This is a genomic window from Microcoleus sp. T3_D1 (assembly GCF_036700405.1).
Lineage (GTDB): Bacteria > Cyanobacteriota > Cyanobacteriia > Cyanobacteriales > Microcoleaceae > Microcoleus.
Genome location: NZ_JAUBOV010000041.1, coordinates 1 through 17019, shown reverse-complemented (window position 1 = coordinate 17019; position 17019 = coordinate 1). Strand labels below are relative to the sequence as shown.

Annotated in this window: 13 protein-coding genes; 8 read left to right on the top strand and 5 right to left on the bottom strand. The window is 44.9% G+C overall.

The window, feature by feature from the left end:
- Positions 1 to 16: 16 nt before the first annotated feature.
- Positions 17 to 229: a hypothetical protein gene (locus QT992_RS19095; RefSeq protein ID WP_333377522.1), complete on the bottom strand. Its 213-nt coding sequence runs from the start codon at positions 227 to 229 to the stop codon at positions 17 to 19.
- 227 nt (positions 230 to 456) lie between these two features.
- On the opposite strand from QT992_RS19095, the gene QT992_RS19090 reads away from it, so the two are divergent.
- On the top strand, positions 457 to 2730 hold the full coding sequence (locus QT992_RS19090; RefSeq protein ID WP_333316771.1) for an FdhF/YdeP family oxidoreductase: 2274 nt from the start codon (positions 457 to 459) through the stop codon (positions 2728 to 2730).
- 43 nt (positions 2731 to 2773) lie between these two features.
- On the opposite strand, the gene QT992_RS19085 is transcribed toward QT992_RS19090, so the two are convergent.
- Together QT992_RS19085 and QT992_RS19080 are read right to left on the bottom strand one after the other, a co-directional pair.
- Entirely contained in the window at positions 2774 to 4348 is a 1575-nt protein-coding gene (locus QT992_RS19085) for a M10 family metallopeptidase (RefSeq protein WP_333316770.1), read from the bottom strand.
- A 168-nt stretch (positions 4349 to 4516) separates the two neighbouring features.
- Positions 4517 to 5761 (bottom strand): glycosyltransferase family 2 protein, encoded by a 1245-nt coding sequence (locus QT992_RS19080; protein WP_333377519.1) that lies wholly within the window; start codon positions 5759 to 5761, stop codon positions 4517 to 4519.
- Between the two features lie 518 nt (positions 5762 to 6279).
- Here QT992_RS19080 and QT992_RS19075 point away from each other — a divergent pair.
- Positions 6280 to 6816: a hypothetical protein gene (locus QT992_RS19075; RefSeq protein WP_333342829.1), complete on the top strand. Its 537-nt coding sequence runs from the start codon at positions 6280 to 6282 to the stop codon at positions 6814 to 6816.
- Complete coding sequence (locus QT992_RS19070; protein ID WP_333316764.1) at positions 6810 to 9311, top strand: protein kinase domain-containing protein; 2502 nt, start codon at positions 6810 to 6812, stop codon at positions 9309 to 9311. The genes QT992_RS19075 and QT992_RS19070 overlap by 7 nt, the downstream gene beginning before the upstream one ends.
- A 375-nt stretch (positions 9312 to 9686) precedes the next feature.
- Here the strand turns inward: QT992_RS19070 and QT992_RS19065 are convergent, their stop codons facing one another.
- Complete coding sequence (locus QT992_RS19065) at positions 9687 to 11159, bottom strand: hypothetical protein (RefSeq protein ID WP_333316762.1); 1473 nt, start codon at positions 11157 to 11159, stop codon at positions 9687 to 9689.
- Between the two features lie 121 nt (positions 11160 to 11280).
- Between QT992_RS19065 and QT992_RS19060 the strand changes: the two genes are divergently transcribed.
- Positions 11281 to 12306, top strand: a complete 1026-nt coding sequence (locus tag QT992_RS19060; RefSeq protein ID WP_333316760.1) for a hypothetical protein — start codon at positions 11281 to 11283, stop codon at positions 12304 to 12306.
- A gap of 272 nt (positions 12307 to 12578) precedes the next feature.
- On the opposite strand, the gene QT992_RS19055 is transcribed toward QT992_RS19060, so the two are convergent.
- On the bottom strand, positions 12579 to 12902 hold the full coding sequence (locus QT992_RS19055) for a TMEM14 family protein (protein ID WP_333103981.1): 324 nt from the start codon (positions 12900 to 12902) through the stop codon (positions 12579 to 12581).
- A 125-nt stretch (positions 12903 to 13027) separates the two neighbouring features.
- Here QT992_RS19055 and QT992_RS19050 point away from each other — a divergent pair, with 125 nt between their 5' ends.
- The 4 genes from QT992_RS19050 (at position 13028) to QT992_RS19035 (ending at position 16940) form a co-directional block, all read left to right on the top strand.
- A complete protein-coding gene (locus QT992_RS19050) occupies positions 13028 to 14332 on the top strand; it encodes an ATP-binding protein (RefSeq protein WP_333377516.1) in 1305 nt (434 codons plus the stop codon).
- A gap of 369 nt (positions 14333 to 14701) precedes the next feature.
- The gene (locus tag QT992_RS19045) at positions 14702 to 15148 is read left to right on the top strand and encodes a tellurite resistance TerB family protein (protein WP_015178926.1); all 447 of its coding nucleotides are present in this window, start codon (positions 14702 to 14704) and stop codon (positions 15146 to 15148) included.
- Between the two features lie 153 nt (positions 15149 to 15301).
- Positions 15302 to 15715 (top strand): thioesterase family protein, encoded by a 414-nt coding sequence (locus QT992_RS19040; protein WP_333377512.1) that lies wholly within the window; start codon positions 15302 to 15304, stop codon positions 15713 to 15715.
- Positions 15716 to 15968: 253 nt separating this feature from the next.
- Positions 15969 to 16940 (top strand): putative 2-dehydropantoate 2-reductase, encoded by a 972-nt coding sequence (locus QT992_RS19035; RefSeq protein ID WP_333377509.1) that lies wholly within the window; start codon positions 15969 to 15971, stop codon positions 16938 to 16940.
- Positions 16941 to 17019: the final 79 nt, after the last annotated feature.

Here is a 17019-nt window from a genome sequence, read left to right as displayed (position 1 = left end):
GAACCGATTTGTATATTCAACTTGCCACATTATTTGGTTTGAGTGAGTTATAATACTTTAGTGCTTGTTCTTTTGATAATCTCTCATCACCTTCAGTTTCTTCTATAAGTTTAGCCAGACCATAGTTTTCCAAAATCTCCTCGATTTTCTCAAATTGTTCAAGGGGGATTTGAACAGCAATCGGCTGCTGATTTTCGTCGATTACATAACTTTTATGTATTTCTAGCATTTTGTAGTGTTTATATCTGAGTATATAAATTATTATAATAGATACATTTTTTTTGTCAAGAGGCGATCGCGTCTGCCTGTCGAGTTGCTCAAGCGATCGGTTAAACAAATCTATCTACTGGCTAATTGTGTTGGCAGTAAAATTGCGCTAAAATTAGACTTACAAGCTTAACCTTTTTGGCAATTCCCCACCGAATTAACCAGCAATCAAAACCCGAGGTAAACCGCATGGATGTCAACTCCCAAAATGTCCAACCAGTCCCGCCATTCAACGAGACAAACGAGGAAACACCAGAGATAGGTGGCGGTTTACCCGTAATTGAATATTGGGCAGAACATACATTGTCCCCGGAAGGGCCGAAACTTTGGAAAACTTTGCTGCACAAAAGTGCGTGTTTGTCCTGTTCTTGGGGCACTGGCGGGCAGAAAGGAGGCTTTACGAATGAAGATGGCGAAAAACTTCAGCGCTGCATGAAAAGCGTCGAAGCAATCTCCGCTGAAATTAAGCCGGCTATCTCAACTCAATTTTTTGAACAGCAGAGTATTGCACAACTTCAGCAATTAACTTCAATGGAAGCCGATAGGCTGGGAAGGCTGAGTTTTCCGATGATTTTGCGGGCGGGTTCATCTCATTACGATCGCATTTCTTGGCAAGAAGTTTATCAAATTGCCGAAGCTGCCTTTCGCAAAACCCCCGAACGAGTGGCATCTTACAGTTCCGGTCGCTCTTCCAACGAAGCGGCTTTTCTGCTGCAATTGATGATGCGGGCGATGGGTTCCAATAACTTAGCAGATTGTTCCGATCTCTGCCACGCTCCCTCGACAATCGGGTTAAGCGAAATGTTTGCCACCCGCACCTCGGTAGTGAGTCTAGAAAACTTGAAGGAAGCAGATTGCGTCGTGCTCGCGGGCAGCAATTCTTCCTACAACCATCCCCGCTTGATGAACGAATTGATTAAAATTCGCGACAAAGGCGGTAAAATAATTGTAATCAATCCGGTGATGGAAATCGGCTTAGTCAAGTTTGGTTCTCCCGCATTTCCCGTCAAGTCGCTCATCCCCGGTTCCGATATTTCGTCGCTATACTTGCAACCAATTCCGGGCAGCGATACGGCGCTATTTGTGGGAATTCAAAAATCGCTAATCGAACAAGGTTTGCTGAACGAAAGCTATTTGCAAGCTCATACAGAAAGCTGGGAAGCAGTAGTACAGCACGCCCGCGAAACCGATTGGGAAACTATTACTAAAACCTGCGGAGTTTCCCAAGCCGAAATTGAGGCAGCAGCCCGAATTATTGGCGCGTCCCAGCGAGTAGTTTTTGGTTGGGCGATGGGAATTACCCAACAGGATAACGGTGTAGATAACGTTTTCAGCATTGCCAATACTGCCTTAATGACAGGAAATGTCGGCAAAGAAGGGGCGGGATTAATGCCCGTGAGAGGACACTCAAACGTCCAAGGATTCGGCTCTATGGGCGTCACTGTGAAGCTGAAAAAAGAAATTCAACAAGCTTTAGAAAAGTTATTGAATCGTCCCCTCAGTCCTGTTAAAGGCTACGACACTCGATCGCTCATTGAAGCAGCAGAGGCAGGCAAAGTCGATACGCTGATATGTCTGGGCGGCAACTTGTATGGGGCAAATCCAGATTCAAATCAGGCCAAACAGGCTTTAAGCAATGTTGAAACCGTTATCTACCTCGCAACCAAACCGAATTTAGGGCATTTTCACGGATTGGCAAAGCACAATACAATTGTGATTCCGGTGCTGAATCGCTTTGAAAACCCTCACAAAACAACCGTGGAATCTGGGAATAACTTTGTGCGTTTAAATGATGAGGGCGAAACTCATCTCCAGAATTCGGATTTGATTCCTGAAGTTTATTTTTTGACGGAATTAGCCAGCCGGATTCACGGCGATTTTCCTGTTGATTGGCGCCAACTTCAAGACACAAAATACGTTCGCCAATTGATTGCTAAAACTATTCCGGGCTATGAAAAAATAGCTACAATTGATGAAACACAAGAGGAATTTACCATCAGCGGTCGCATTTTTACAGAACCTAAATTCCCTACCGAGTCGGGGAAAGCGCAGATGTTTGTCACGCCTTTACCTAAGCTGAAATTACCGGAAGCGAAAGAGTTTGGAGTATCGGAATCAAGACAGGGTATTGTTGTGGCCTTGATGACGGGACGCAGCTATTCTCAGCATAATACTGTGGTTTACAAAATTGATGACAAGTACCGGGGAATGCCGCACCGCAACTGCATTTTGATGAATCGTGCGGATGCAGAAAGTGTGGGTTTTCAAGAACATCAGCGGGTTACGGTGCAGGGAAATGTGGGGAAAATGGAAAATGTCGAGGTGATTTACGGGGCGGTTCGTGAGGGTGCTGCTTTGATGTTTTATCCTGAAGTTAATGTGATTTTTCACCCGGAGATTGAAAAGCGATCGGGCACGCCTGCTTACAAGCGCGTACCTGCTTTTGTTTATGCACAAGCGTAATCAGAGTGGAAACGGCATTACCGTGTCCTCCGTTTCTATCACTTTAAACAACTAAAAAATCAGATTCCCCGATCGAACTTACCGCTATTCCCGGTAATAGCGCCAAGACTTGTCCGGTGCTGCCGATCCGAATTTCAGTATCGTTGCCTGAAGGTACGATCGACAGTTGCTCGAATGTCAAACCATCAACTAACACTAACCAATCCACACCAGGAGCAAAATCAACAATCGTATCCGTACCCCCATCCGGCTGCAACACAATGTCATCGAAACCGACACCGGTGATAATAGTATCGTTTGCCCGACCGCCCTGCAGCCAATCCCCCCCGCCCCCGCCAGTTAACAGATCCATGCCTTTGTCGCCGTAAATATAGTCACCGCCTTCGCCACCGTCCAAAGTATCGCTTTGCCGCCCCCCACTAATCGTGTCGATCCCCGCACTGCCTAGAATACTGTTAGCTAATTCATTTCCAAGTACCTGGTCATTTCCGGCCGAACCTACCAGATTTTCGATATCCGCGCCAAAAGCAATGTACGTGCCAAAAGTTTCAGTTGTATAAACCCGATCGAGATCGGCACCTGGTGGCAACTGCGAAGGTTCTAAATAGTAGCCCAGATATCCCAGAGCGCTCTTTGTCGTCAGCGGCTTACCCTGATTCATGTCCAAAGAATAAACGTTGTTGGCAGGCAGTGCCGAAAAGTCCAAAGTATCACTGCCACCGCCGTCCCAGATAGTTTGAACCGTATTGAAATTAGTGCTGTCGAATTTGTAAACATTATTGTCACCGTTAAAGTCGCTGCGTGCGCCGTAAAGATACTGCAAAGCCCGGATGTCATAAGCCATCAAACTCCGGGGATTTTCGGCGTTGGGATCGTTAAATCTTCTATATGCGGCGTTGTAGGACATGATCGTATTTCTCGTATTGTCCTTGTCAAACGGAAGATACGGAAGGTCTGCGGAGTTTCCTGTTAAGCCGCTGCTGGAGCCGTTGTAGTTGCCGGGGTGCTTCAAACCCATCGCGTGAGCGATTTCGTGAATTAAAGTAAAGTGGCCGTAACTGCCGGGGCCTGCGGAAAAAGCTGTTTCCGGATCGTTTTCATTGAGCTTTTGGAGGTGGATGGCGACCGCGCCCAACTGACCCGGATAACCACTGTAGGCATAGCCGTCAGCACCCGGCCCGTCAGAAAACATAATTCTGATGTTGCTTTGGGCCGAGTCTGGAACTTCTACAAAGTTGAGCGGCAAGACTGTGGCATAATTGTCCCGCAAGATTTGGCGGACATTCTGTTTGATGCGATCGTTAACTTCCTCAATATTGGTTTCGTTTCTAGATGCAAAATAACTGGCCGCGCTGTCAGCAGTCACAAAACTGTAGGTGATGGTGCCGCCGGGAGCGACGTTCCATTTGGCTGGCTGTCCGGGGTTTGCTCTACTTCTTGTCAGCAGAGCATCGATCTCGTTAGAGTTGCTGAAGGCGGAAGCTTGAGCGGCCGATCGTTCGGCGCCCGAATCTGAGGTTTGAGCGCGACTGCTACAGATCGGGCAGCTATGTTGTGAAGCACCTTGCAACAAATCTGAATTGTTATTACTTAAATCACTCAGAGTGTAAACAGACATGAGGTTCCTTCCAATTGGAGGCAAGAGGATGTTGATTAATATTATTAAATAAGCAGCTCTTAAAGTCAACTCATAAAATTCATAACCTTGACTTCATAAAAATCATATTTATCAATAAATGTTACCAACAAACGATCGGTTGTCACGAATGATTTGAGCTTGGTGTTCTTAACTCTTAATTTGCAAAGCTCTACCCCGCCAAGTCCATCCCCAACCAGTTTCGGTTTTAATCGCAGAGGCGATCGCAATCGCCGCCACTAACGCACCTCCGAAACCTCCCAACCACCAGTATTTTGTAGGACATTCAGAAATCTCGGCACTCAAGCGGCGCAAAGTGTAATGCTGCCCAATTACGATTACGGATAAACAGATAGTTAACCAGGTAATTGGCAATTGGTAATTGGTAATTGGTAATTGGTAATTGCTGATTGTCAGAATTTCTGCGAAGTCCCCGTTTGCCAGCAAAATAGCTAATGCCAACCACGGCATAGGATAAAGAAATAACATAATTGCGGCCATGTAAACCATCATGCCCCAACTGCGGTTAGCGCCGAGATACAAATTCTTTGTCCAGCCTTCCCACAATGCGTTCCAAGACCGATACATCCGCACGGATGCCAAATTTGACCCGGAATAAAGTCCGAGCTTTAAACCCGCACGTTTGATGCGTCTAGCTAATTCCACATCTTCCACAATTTCGCTTGCAACGGCCTGGTGACCTCCAATTTTTTCGTAGCCCGATCGCCTAAATAACATGAACGGGCCGGCGGCAAAAGCACTGTCTGTTTTCGAGGGATCGTTGACGGCGGTGAAGTCGAAGCAAACTGCTAAGTTATTGAACATTATCGGCTGCACTAACCACTCGGCAAAACACTCACAAACCAGCGCTGGCATACAGGTGAACAAGTCTATTTTGTCGGTTTCTGCTGTGGCGATAGCGTTTTGGATCGCCCCTGGTTTGAGTCGCACGTCGGCATCGATAAATAATAAGAAGTCTCCGGTTGCTACCTCAACAGCTTGGGCGCAGGCCCAGTTTTTTCCCGCCCAATATTGGTTGGTTGGTCGCGGCTGACCTGCTAATATTTTAAGCCGGGGGTCGTTGAGATGCTGTTGCAGGGTTTGCCCGATCGCCTTGGTGCCGTCTGTCGATCGATCGTCTACAATTAAAACCTCTAAGTTGTCCACAGACAGCGGTGTACTCTCCAAAATGGCGATCGCGCAATCCCGAATATTCTCTGCCTCGTTGTATGCTGGTACGATTACCGAAACTTTAGGGAACTGCGCGGCGGGTTCCGGTGAGGGCCTGGCGGAACTTCTGTCGGTTCGAGGCGCATTTTTGACCGATCGGCGCAAATTCTTACTGTAAGCTGTACTTACAATCAGAGAAAAAATTAGCAGGGTTAACAATATCAAAGCGAACTGACCTCAAAATTTCGGTACAGGATTTGTCTCCCTAAATATTAAAAAATATTAAAACAAAAAGCTAGTCGATCGCCCGAAAAGTTATTTTGACCGAAAGCATCCAGGATACCCGCCACGTGATTCATCTCGCGCAAGTCAATGCTTCAATGCTTCAATCTAAAATCTAAAATCTCAAATCGATTGACCGAAAGCATCCAGGATACCCGCCACGTGATTCATCTCGCGCAAGTCAATGCTTCAATCTAAAATCTAAAATCTAAAATCTAAAATCGATTGACCACCTCTTTTGCTATAATTTGTGAGCATCTTTCGGCTCGCCCGCACCGAGGGGCAAGACCCCTCACCCAGACAGCGACCGAAAAGCCGAGGATAGATATCAGTTTTCAGAGGATATTGCAATGGGCGAATTTTTTACAGTCGATGTGTTTGCGAACACGATAGCGGTACTCGGCGCTTTGGGTTTTTTCTTTTTGGGATATCAAGCTTTGCAGATGTTGAAAAAATAAAGTATGTCCGAACTGAGATGTTACACCATTGTCAAGAACGGGCAAGATGCCCGTTCCACAAAGAATGATTTTTCTTGTGGAACAGGCATCTTGCCTGTTCCTAAACAAGTAATTGAGAATGGTGCAATATCTCAGTTAGAACTGAGATGTTGCACCATTGTCAAGAACGGGCAAGATGCCCGTTCCACAAAGAGTGAGTTTTCTTGTGGAACAGGCATCTTGCCTGTTCCTAAACAAGTAATTGAGAATGGTGCAATATCTCAGTCAAAAGTCAGAAGTCAGAAGTCAGAAGGAAAGAGGTCTGAAGGAAAGAAGTCAGAGGGAAGAAGTCCGATGGAAGTCGGAAGAAGGAAAGAAAGAAGAAGGAAAGAAACAACTATTCCGAATACCCAATGCCCAGTTTTGCCCATGCCCAATGCCCTGTTTTCCCAATGCCCAGGAACACCTAATTTACCTGAAAAAGGCTATACAACTGACTCAACAGTGCAACTGTTTCTTGCGAAAATCAACCAAAAAAAGGCTGCGTTATTATCATGGTGAGCCAACTTTTAGATGGACGCTATCAAATCATTGAAGTCATAGAAACAGGAGAATTTGGACAAACCTATCTGGCCAAAGATATTCGCCGTCCCGGAGAACCGCAGTGCTTTGTCAAGCACCTGCGTCCCGGTACCACCGAACCGAAATTAATTAATACTACGCGCCGTCTTTTTCAAAAAGAAGCCGAAGTTCTAGAAAAGCTCGGTCAACACGACCAAATTCCTCAGCTATTCGCTTATTTTGAAGAAAATGAAGAATTTTTCTTAGTTGAATCCTTTGTTGCCGGTCACTCGCTATCAACCGAGATTGTACCGGGAAAGCCTCTAACTGAAGAAAAAATGATTCCTTTGCTGAAGGAACTGTTAGAAATTTTAGTGTTTGTACACGGACAGGGAGTAATTCACCGAGATATTAAACCGGCCAATTTAATCCGCCGCTATTCCGACAACAAGTTAGTTTTGATTGACTTTGGCTCGGTGAAAGAAATTCACATCGCTCAAAGACAAGCGCCGGTAACGGTGCGGATTGGCACTCTGGAATATATGCCGATCGAACAATTTCAATACAACCCGCAACTCAACAGCGATATCTACGCTTTGGGAATGATTGGCATCCAAGCAATGACGGGTTTGCCGGCTTACGATTTGCCGAAACTGCGGGATTTGAAAAATTCTAATAAAGGCGAAATTGTTTGGCGACATTTAGCCACGTGTTCCCAAGCGCTGGCCGATGTTTTGGATAATATGGTGCGCTACGATTTTCGGGAGAGGTACCAGTCGGCGGCGGAAGCTTTAGCCGATTTGAGGAAAATTGGCGATCGCTCGCGGGCGCGGATTCCCAAGCTAACAATATATCGCGAAGAAGTCGATCGGCGCAGCAGCAGCCGGGGTGATATTACAGTCGTCGGTCGGAGAATATTAGATGAACTGCGCGTCAGTTTGGAATTGCTGCCAGAAGAAGCAGAGGCGATCGAAGATGAGGTATTGAACCCTTACCGGAAATACAGGGAAAAAGGCGAACGCTACGAACAATCACTGCAAGAAGCAATGCAGCAAGAATATCCTTTTTCTCTGGAAACTCGCGAGGAGTTAAAACGCTTGCAGCAAGTTTTAGGGCTTACTGACGAAGATGCCGCGACAATCGAAGAATTAGTCATTCCTAAATCTTTATTTGCTAAATTGTACAAGGCGATTACCACAGTTTTGGAGGGACACCGCAACCCCAATGGGCCACCACCGAGTAGCGCCCCTCACCTCGAATTGCAGGCAAGTCCGGCGGTATCCCCGCAGGTAAATCTGAACGGAAAAACCGATTTATCGAGTTCCAGCCCAGCAGCGATTGTCCCCAAAGAAACTCGCAAATTCAATCCTTATCTTGCCGGGGCAACAATTGCGGCTATCTTAGCTGCGATCGGCGGAGTTTACGGATATCTCAAGTGGCAAGAATGGCAGCAGCGAGTCCAGAAAGAATCCCAACAGATCACTCAAATTGAAGCTCTTTATACAGCCAGCAATTATGAAGGCTGCATCAGTCAAATACCAACAATTGCCGACACTTCCAGCAGCTATTCGTCCGCTCAGGAGTTACAAGAACAGTGCCAAGCAGGTCTGCTGTGGAAGAACGCCAAAGTCAAAAATTTCGCTCAGCATTCAGATGCAGTTGGGTCTGTTGCTTTCAGTCCAGACGGCTTAATGTTAGCCAGCGGTTCTAAAGACAAAACCATCCAAATTTGGGATTTAGCTACAGGCAAGTCGATCCGCACTTTTCCAGGAGATTCATCCACCGTTTGGTCGGTTGCTTTTGACTCAAACGGTACAAGACTGGCGACTGGAACCGGTTTTTGGCGAGTCATGCTGTGGGATTTGAAAACAGGGCAAGTGATTCGCAGTCTCGACCACACTGCTTCTGTTTGGTCTGTCGCCCTCAGTCCCGACGGACAGCTTGTGGCTAGTGCCAGCGGAGACAAAACCACGAAGATTTCGGATGCAACAACTGGCCGTTTGATTTACAATTTGCCCGACCATACAGATTTTGTTTATTCTGTTGCTTTCACTCCAGATGGAAAAAGTTTGATTAGCGCTTCTAAGGATAACAAAATTACAGTTGTTGATGTAGCAACGGGGAGGTTGCTCAAAACTCTTGAGGGACACGGCGACGCGGTGAGGTCGGTGGCGGTTAGCCCGGACGGCCAGACAATTGTTAGCGGTTCCTACGATGAAAGTATTAAAATCTGGAATCTCGAAACAGGAGATTTAATTCGCTCGATTAAGGGACATTCTGACGATATTGTCTCGGTTGCTATCAGCCCGGACGGGAAGTTTATTGCCAGCGGGAGCAAGGATAAAACTATTAAAATTTGGGATTTTGCTACGGGAGAATTGCTGAATACTTTGACGGGACATTCCGATGAGGTTTATGTGGTGACTTTTAGTCCCGATGGCAAAACTATTGCTAGCGGTTCTAAAGACAATACTATTAAGTTGTGGTTGAGGTAATATTATTTTAGATTTTAGATTTTAGATTTTAGATTTTAGATTTTAGATGGGAATGACTTACTGCATAATGGTTGGGAAATTCTCTACAGTTGCATCCTTTTGAGGAACTGGTGTAATATCAATTCCGGTCGATTACCCCTAATATCATGTCCGATCGATTGACCGCGATTAAAGGCCGGGGCGGGTTTACAGATTTTCCCGTTTCTATTCAATATCTTGGTGAACCCGCCCCTACAGGAATCATGGTTAATTGACCGGACATGATATAATACAGTAGGGGCGGGTTCACGAAAAATATCTGCCAATAATTGACAATCTCAAAAACCCGCCCTTTTAATCGCTCGATCGTAAATGATATAATTAGTCATTGGTCATTTAATTGCTGTAATTCAGCTCGCTTTGTAAGGTTTTGGGAAAGTGCCAAAAAGGCGTTTCTAATTCCTCCTCAGTTGGATAATTGTCAGTTGAGTCCTCTCGGATTTGAAAAAAGTGGTAGAGGTTGGCGACAGTTAAATCGGATATTTCTTGCCAATTCGAGGCAGCTAAACCTTGATAGCCAGTAGCGATCGCCTGCTGGCTGACATAAACTTCGTATCTCCGGCGGATTTCCGGCGACACAGCGAAGGTTAGCTGGTCGCGCAAGGAGAGAAAGTGAGACTTTTGCTTTAAACTTTCATAAAGTGAAGGTTCCGCAGCTAATACCGCGAATGTAGTGTACACGCTGCTTTTTAAACTATCGCCGGTGAGTTTATCTAAACTAGCTAACTGGTGCTGCTCTTTTGGAGACAAAGTTTGCATCCAATCAACCTCATTTTGCCAAAATTCTATTACACTTAAATCATGACCGAGAATCCTAGTAACTTCGGGAAATAAAAAATCTAGTTCGGGTTCGGATTCACATCCTTTAACAACAGTTAGAATATCTTGACAAATTTTTGATTGGAGTTCCTGCAGGCGATCGCTCACCATATCGTAGGCCCGCTGCAAGTGAAACGTGACCCCGATCGCCTGCTCGATCGCCCAAACACATTCCATTTGCCTGAGCTTTCCGGCAGAACACAGCCCCTCCAACAAACTGGGATTGTCATAAATTTTTAAAGCCTCAAACAGCATATCCCGCCCGCCATTAATTTCGGAATTCCGTAGTTTAATATCGGGCACTGTTAGGGCTGACTGACAGCGTTTGACAGCCTTAGAAAAAATATCGTAACCGTTAACCAATTTCTGGCGGTGCATTTCAAAACTAGAGTCATGAGCCACCTTAAAAATCTGCTGGATCACCTCTACTCCCCTATCTTTGAGGATGTGTCTGAGATCGATAAATCCGTCTTTAATTTTTAGCTTCTGGTGCTTGGCCTCTTCTCGGATTTTTAATACTTGGTTGAGGTTTACTGCTGACAAAACTGTGCTCGATACAGCGCCAATACCAATGACAGCAGCAGTGGCTTGCATCACTGCCAAATTAATTTTCAGACAGTTAAGCATTCTGTATATTTTTTGAAACCCCTGATGAGTTTGAGCAACCTGCAACGGCGCCACTGTCACGTACACGGGAGCTACCAGGGGCTGTATGGGGCCACCTCCGGCTAACTGTGCGAGCAATCCTAGAACTCCGCGCGAGTATGTAGTTCCAGTTGTTGATTGATAAAAGATTTTTGCAAGCTCCACAAACTCCCCTGTCACCGGATCTCTAGCTGCGGGGAGCAATTTTCCTGTTTTGGTAGTAGGCTGTACCAGTTTGCCAGTATTGAGTAGAGCCTGAGTTGCAGGGGTGAATATATAATCCATGTTGTGACACCAGTTTAAAAAAAATGCAACTGTAGGCAAGCTCCAAACCACGATAGTCACCAGTCATTCCCAATTCTTCAATTCTTTAATCTAAAATCTAAAATGGTATGACTTAGCTCGTATTCAAAAAGGCAGATGTTCTGTATTGTATGCTATTTAGGGAAACGAGGCATCAAAGGAAATGAATGAGTATCTCAAGGTATTCCAGGCTCTTACCCAGTTTAGCGATCGATTGCTGGCCGACGAACATCAATCCCTAGAGATCAAACAGTCAGCTACCCAACTCAGCTTAGATGTGGAACCTTGTATTCAGGAAATCAAGCAATCAGCCCTCAGACTCAAGGGGTTACTTCAGGTATGTTTCAAAGATGTATCTCATGCTGAGGATGTCTGGAATAGCAAGCCGAGAATTGCTGGAGCATCTCCTGTTGATGTCTGGGAGCAAATTGGCGAACTAAGCGGATGCGATGTGAGAATTCGCAGTTTAGGAAAACAGGGCAAATATGATGCTGTTTTTAAAGTTCGCAAATCGTGGAGCGACAAGGCTACAAAGTTAAAAAATCAGTGGTTTTTGTGGGATAAAAACCATCAAATCTTTCAAAGAGATAGTATTGGTTTTTTTGAAAAAGATAATTTGCACAAAGAGTTACGGAATGAAGTTGATTACCAGGCAGAGCGAGTGATTTTAATTATGGAGAATGAACTCCATTTGATTTTTAAAGAATTACAATCTATTGATATAGAAAAAATTGAATTTTATATTGAATGCTTCGATCTCAACAGTCAATCGAGATTTAGAGAGCGACTGCAATCAATAGGCGGCGAGATTGTGTCGAAGTTTACGGAACCTCTGAAATATTTGCCTGGATCTTCTGTGAAGACTTTTAAAGAAACGCTGAAACAACCTGTAGAAGCTCTGGTTCATAAAAGCAAGATGGGAATCAGTTTGGTCGATTTTGAAGATTCCTGTAAAGTGATTGGGTCAATCATGGATAGTTTGATTTTAGCAATTTTTGAGGAGCGCATGAAACTGGCAACTCACACAGTTGAAAAAGCGATAAAGTTCTACAATAATTTTTTAGAGAAGCAGGCGCGGTATCAGCAAGAGACGCCCCAACAGCGAGCGGCGGAAAAAGATTGGATCGAATACCAGCGGCAGCAACTCAGGGAAGTTCAGCAGTATATTGATGCAGTCATTAGTCATTAGTCATTGGTCATTAGTCATTAGTCATTAGTCATTAGTCATTAGTCATTAGTCATTAGTCATTAGTCATTGGTCATTAGTCATTAGTCATTAGTCATTAGTCATTAGTCATTAGTCATTAGTTATTGGTCACTGGTTATTGGTTATTGGTTAGTAGTTATTGGTTAGTGGTTATTAGAACGTACAACTAACAATTAACAAATAACCACTGACCACTAAAAACAGTCAACAGTCAACAGTCAACAGTCAACAGTCAACAGTCAACAGTCAACAGATTATTGATATTGACCGCTGATTTCGTAAACGATCGCGCCCAAAGACGCTAAGCTAGCTAAAATTAGCATTCCGGCTGGCATGAATTTTTTAGTTTTAACAAGGCGCACAATAAAGACTATTACTAAAACAGCCGAGATGGCTGCTGCTAATGTTAAACCCCAACTTTGTCCCATAAGCTGTGCGGTGCCGGCAAAAATTAGCAGCGAACCGCTAATCAAGCCCGAAATGAGCGAGGCTTGGCTTTTTGCCTTGATATAACCCATGATGCCGCCAACCAGTGTTAAAATGCCGTAGCCGATCGCCGCTGCTGTACCTAAATTCATTTTTAATCCTCCCGATTTCACAAGTGCATCTAAATTTATACAGCGCAGCCTGCAATTAATGTCACGAATTGTTAGAAAATTTATTAAACCCAGTCAGGATATCTAACTGTTATACAATTGCCATTATGTCAGCCCTAACTTCTGGTGCGATCGCCCAAATCCGTTACCTCCAGCGCCAAGCAGCATCCCTGCTGCTGTATCAATCGGTTTTCAAAAGCCCTGTCGGTCAAGCCTTTCTCGATTTGCTGCAAGCCCTTCACCACAGCGAAGTCAGCGGTTTGGAATGTCAGGTAGCTTACGGGAACTGGTTCAAACTTCAGGCTGCTAAAAATTTAAGCTGGAAAGATTCTCTGATTTGGGAAATTCTCAAAGACGAAAATCCCTTTTCACGCCGAGCACAGCAAACAGATGTTGCAAGTTTGCCCCCCGCTTTGGTGGAGGCCGCCCGACATGATTTAGAAGTGCTGCAAAATATTTACGAATGCAGCAGCGAACAGTTGAGCAAGTGGGTGCGGGTAGCTGGTCAACTTGACGCAGTGCCTCCGATTTGGCATTCAGAAACTCGAGCAGAACAGGGAGAGTTGCCCCTGCACGGAAAACTGGAAAAATGGTCGATCGCGGCGGAATCTTTGGCCGTTTATTACCGACAGTTTGGCACGGGTTTGTTTGCCGAATATCGCGCTTTTTCGTGGCGGGGAGGGCATTTGGCGACTATTTCGCATCCCGATAGCATAACTTTAAAAGAGTTGGTTTGCTGCGACTGGCAGCGGGATGCTCTGGTAAAAAATACGGAGTTTTTGCTGGCAGGTTATCCCGCTTTGCACGTTTTGCTGTACGGAAGCCGCGGTTCTGGCAAGTCTTCTTTGGTGAAGTCGCTGTTAAATGAATTTGGATCTCGCAATCTGCGCTTGATTGAAGTATCTAAATCGGATTTGCAAGATTTGCCGCTAATTGTCGAGCAGTTGCGGGGAGTTCCTCAAAAGTTTATTATTTTTGTGGATGACCTTTCCTTTGAGGAGGATGACGATGCTTTTAAAGCTCTGAAAGTTGTTTTGGAGGGGAATGTCACTGCTCGCTCTCAAAATGTGGTAGTTTACGCCACATCTAACAGACGGCATTTAATTCGAGAGTTTTTTGACGACAGGCCTCTCCCCCGCGACGGAGACGAAGTTCACGCTTGGGATACTGTGCAGGAAAAACTTTCATTTAGCGATCGATTTGGCTTGACTTTAACTTTTGAACCGGCCGATCAAAACACTTATTTAACAATAGTCCGACATCTGGCAGAACTCGCTGGAATTAAACTCGCTCCCGATGATTTGGAACACCGCGCTAAAGAATGGGCAACTCGCCGTAACGGGCGATCGGGCAGGACTGCGCGGCAGTTTGTTGATTTCCTGAAAGCAGATTTAGCCCTTTTTCACAAGTAGATCGTCGGCGCTGGGAGGGCGGGTTTTAGCCGAGATGTTACCTCCTTCTCAATAAGTTTTTTATGAACAGGCTTTTCGGCCTGTTCCACAATAAAATTCACTCTTTGTGGAACAGGCCGAAAAGCCTGTTCTTGAGAAGGGTGGAAGATGTCAGTTTTACCTGAAATATAGGAAGGCAATTCAGGATCTGAATAAACCCGCCATTGCAGCGCCGAAGGGCGAAATAAAAATTCTTAATTTTTTCATAATTTTCTTGATAATAAATAACTAACAAAATTTGATATAATTATCAAAATCTCCCAAGAAACCTCCAGAGCCAGAACCCATCCTGACTCCCTAAATCCACCACTAAATAATGAGGAAAATATCATGGGTTTATTTGATAAAGTATCGCAGACTCGCCAAGAAACGGAAGTAACGTTAGGGCCTGCCGAATCATTTGCGGCGATCGCGCTAATTGCCGTAGCAGCAGACGGTTACATCAATGACAGCGAAAGTAAAGCGATTAGCATGACGCTATCTCGGATGCAACTGTTCCGCAGCTATCCCGATGACGTGATGAGAAAAATGCTCGATCGCCTGCTGATGATTATGCAACGGCAAGGAGTTGAGGTACTGTTTAATGCCGCTCTGGCAACGCTTCCCGACGAACTTAAAGAAACAGTTTTTGCTGTGACAACTGATATCGCTTTAGCAGATGGCGAGGTTTCAGAAGAAGAAGAACAACTTTTGAACGATCTTTACAGTGCATTGGGGATTTCCGAAGATATTGCCCTCAAGATTATAGACGTGATGTTGATTAAGAACAAAGGTTAAGAAATCAGGGGAAGGAGTGAGGAGGGCGAGTTTGACAATATAAAAAATTAGCGCCTACTTACTTAGCTAATAACTTCTCCAAAAGTGCGGGTTTACCGATATGATGGTTGGTAAAATTGCGATCCGATTGGCGATCGCCCGCTACTACCTCAAATGCCTTTCACTTACACCCGTACTGTTCGCTTTCAAGATACCGATGCTGCTGGAGTCGTTTACTTTGCTAACGTTTTGGCGATGTGCCACGAAGCTTACGAGGCATCTCTAGCAGCATCGGGAATCAATCTCAAAGCATTTTTCAGCAATTCCGAGGTTGCTTTTCCCATAATTCATGCTAGTGTAGATTTTTATCGCCCAATGTTTGCGGGCGATCGGCTGATGATTCAATTGACGCCCAAACAAGTTACTGGCGATGAATTTGAAATTGCCTATCAAGTATTTTCTGAGGAAGTTGCCGGAAGAAGCGCTGCTAAAGCTATGACTAAGCACGTCTGCATTGATGCAGTTAGCCGAACTCGAAAACAGCTATCTGAAGACTTGATGCAGTGGATGAGGAAAATTGAGAGTTGAGATTTCAGATTATACTAATTCTCAAAAGTCATGCAACAGTAGCGCTCCGGGTGCGTCGCCACCTGCCAATCCTAAAAAAGAGTGACAATCTCAAAGCGACGCACCTTACCTCATAGTTCAGGAAACAAACCCAACACTCATGATTGTTGCTTTCTGGAGGCGAGAATTGGCATTAGTTCTATCTTTAAATAGTAGCAGGGAATGACAATCAAATTTCTGTTTTGTTGATAATTATTTCTGAATAGTTGATAGTATGTCAAATCGCAATTATGCCATTGTGGGCACGGGAGCTTTAGGCGGATTCTACGGTGCTAGACTGCAACAAGCAGGTTTAGAAGTCAATTTTTTGCTACGCAGCGATTACGATCATGTCAAAAAACACGGTTTGATTGTCGAGTCTCCCGAAGGCGACTTCACCCTCCCCCACGTCCGCGCCTACCACGACGCGCACAAAATGCCTAAGTGCGACGTAGTAATTGTAGCGCTGAAAACAACTCAAAATCACTTATTGCCCAAAATTTTGCCTCATTTATTAAAGGATAACGGCGCGGTTTTAGTTTTGCAAAACGGATTGAATGCCGAACCGGAAGTAGCTAAAATTGTGGGTGCAGAACGAGTGCTTGGCGGGCTGTGTTTTCTCTGCTCTTATAAAGTTGGGCCCGGTCATATCTGCCACCTAGATTACGGCACTATCACCCTGGGAGAATATGCCCAGGACTACAAAGCAATCGGTATTACTGATAGATTGCACCAAATTGCTAAGGATTTTAAACGTGCTCATATTCCTATTAAGATGAGCGAAGATTTGCTATTGTCAAGGTGGAAAAAGCTGGTTTGGAATATTCCTTATAACGGGCTGTCTGTAGTGTTGGATGCGAGAACTGACGAACTGATGGCTAATCCCGATACTCTGATTTTAGTTAAGGAAATCATGGGGGAAGTGGTAGCGGCAGCCAAAAGTTGCGATCGCATTATTCCCGAGGACTTTATCCCACATATGCTCGACTACACTGAGAAAATGAAGCCTTACCGCACGAGCATGAAAATCGATTATGATGAATCGCGGCCCCTGGAAGTTGAGGCGATTTTTGGTAATCCGATACGGGTGGCGCAGCAAGCAGGTATTAAGTTGCCCCAAATAGAGGTACTTTACCGAATGTTAAAGTTTATGGATTTTCAAAGACAAGAAGCGGAGAGGACGAGAAGGCTGTTAGGTTTGTCGTAATTAGTCAGTTGACAGTTGACAGTTGACAGTTGACAGTTGACAGTTGACAGTTGACAGTTGACAGTTGACAGTTGACAGT

Bases quoted from the DNA above. Each gene is read 5' to 3' on its own strand.
- QT992_RS19075 (WP_333342829.1), top strand. From the start codon at position 6,280: ATGTCCGAACTGAGATGTTACACCATTGTCAAGAACGGGCAAGATGCC.
- QT992_RS19060 (WP_333316760.1), top strand. From the start codon at position 11,281: ATGAATGAGTATCTCAAGGTATTCCAGGCTCTTACCCAGTTTAGCGAT.
- QT992_RS19050 (WP_333377516.1), top strand. From the start codon at position 13,028: ATGTCAGCCCTAACTTCTGGTGCGATCGCCCAAATCCGTTACCTCCAG.
- QT992_RS19085 (WP_333316770.1), bottom strand. From the start codon at position 4,348: ATGTCTGTTTACACTCTGAGTGATTTAAGTAATAACAATTCAGATTTG.
- QT992_RS19055 (WP_333103981.1), bottom strand. From the start codon at position 12,902: ATGAATTTAGGTACAGCAGCGGCGATCGGCTACGGCATTTTAACACTG.
- QT992_RS19040 (WP_333377512.1), top strand. From the start codon at position 15,302: ATGCCTTTCACTTACACCCGTACTGTTCGCTTTCAAGATACCGATGCT.
- QT992_RS19035 (WP_333377509.1), top strand. From the start codon at position 15,969: ATGTCAAATCGCAATTATGCCATTGTGGGCACGGGAGCTTTAGGCGGA.
- QT992_RS19070 (WP_333316764.1), top strand. From the start codon at position 6,810: ATGGTGAGCCAACTTTTAGATGGACGCTATCAAATCATTGAAGTCATA.
- QT992_RS19090 (WP_333316771.1), top strand. From the start codon at position 457: ATGGATGTCAACTCCCAAAATGTCCAACCAGTCCCGCCATTCAACGAG.
- QT992_RS19095 (WP_333377522.1), bottom strand. From the start codon at position 229: ATGCTAGAAATACATAAAAGTTATGTAATCGACGAAAATCAGCAGCCG.
- QT992_RS19045 (WP_015178926.1), top strand. From the start codon at position 14,702: ATGGGTTTATTTGATAAAGTATCGCAGACTCGCCAAGAAACGGAAGTA.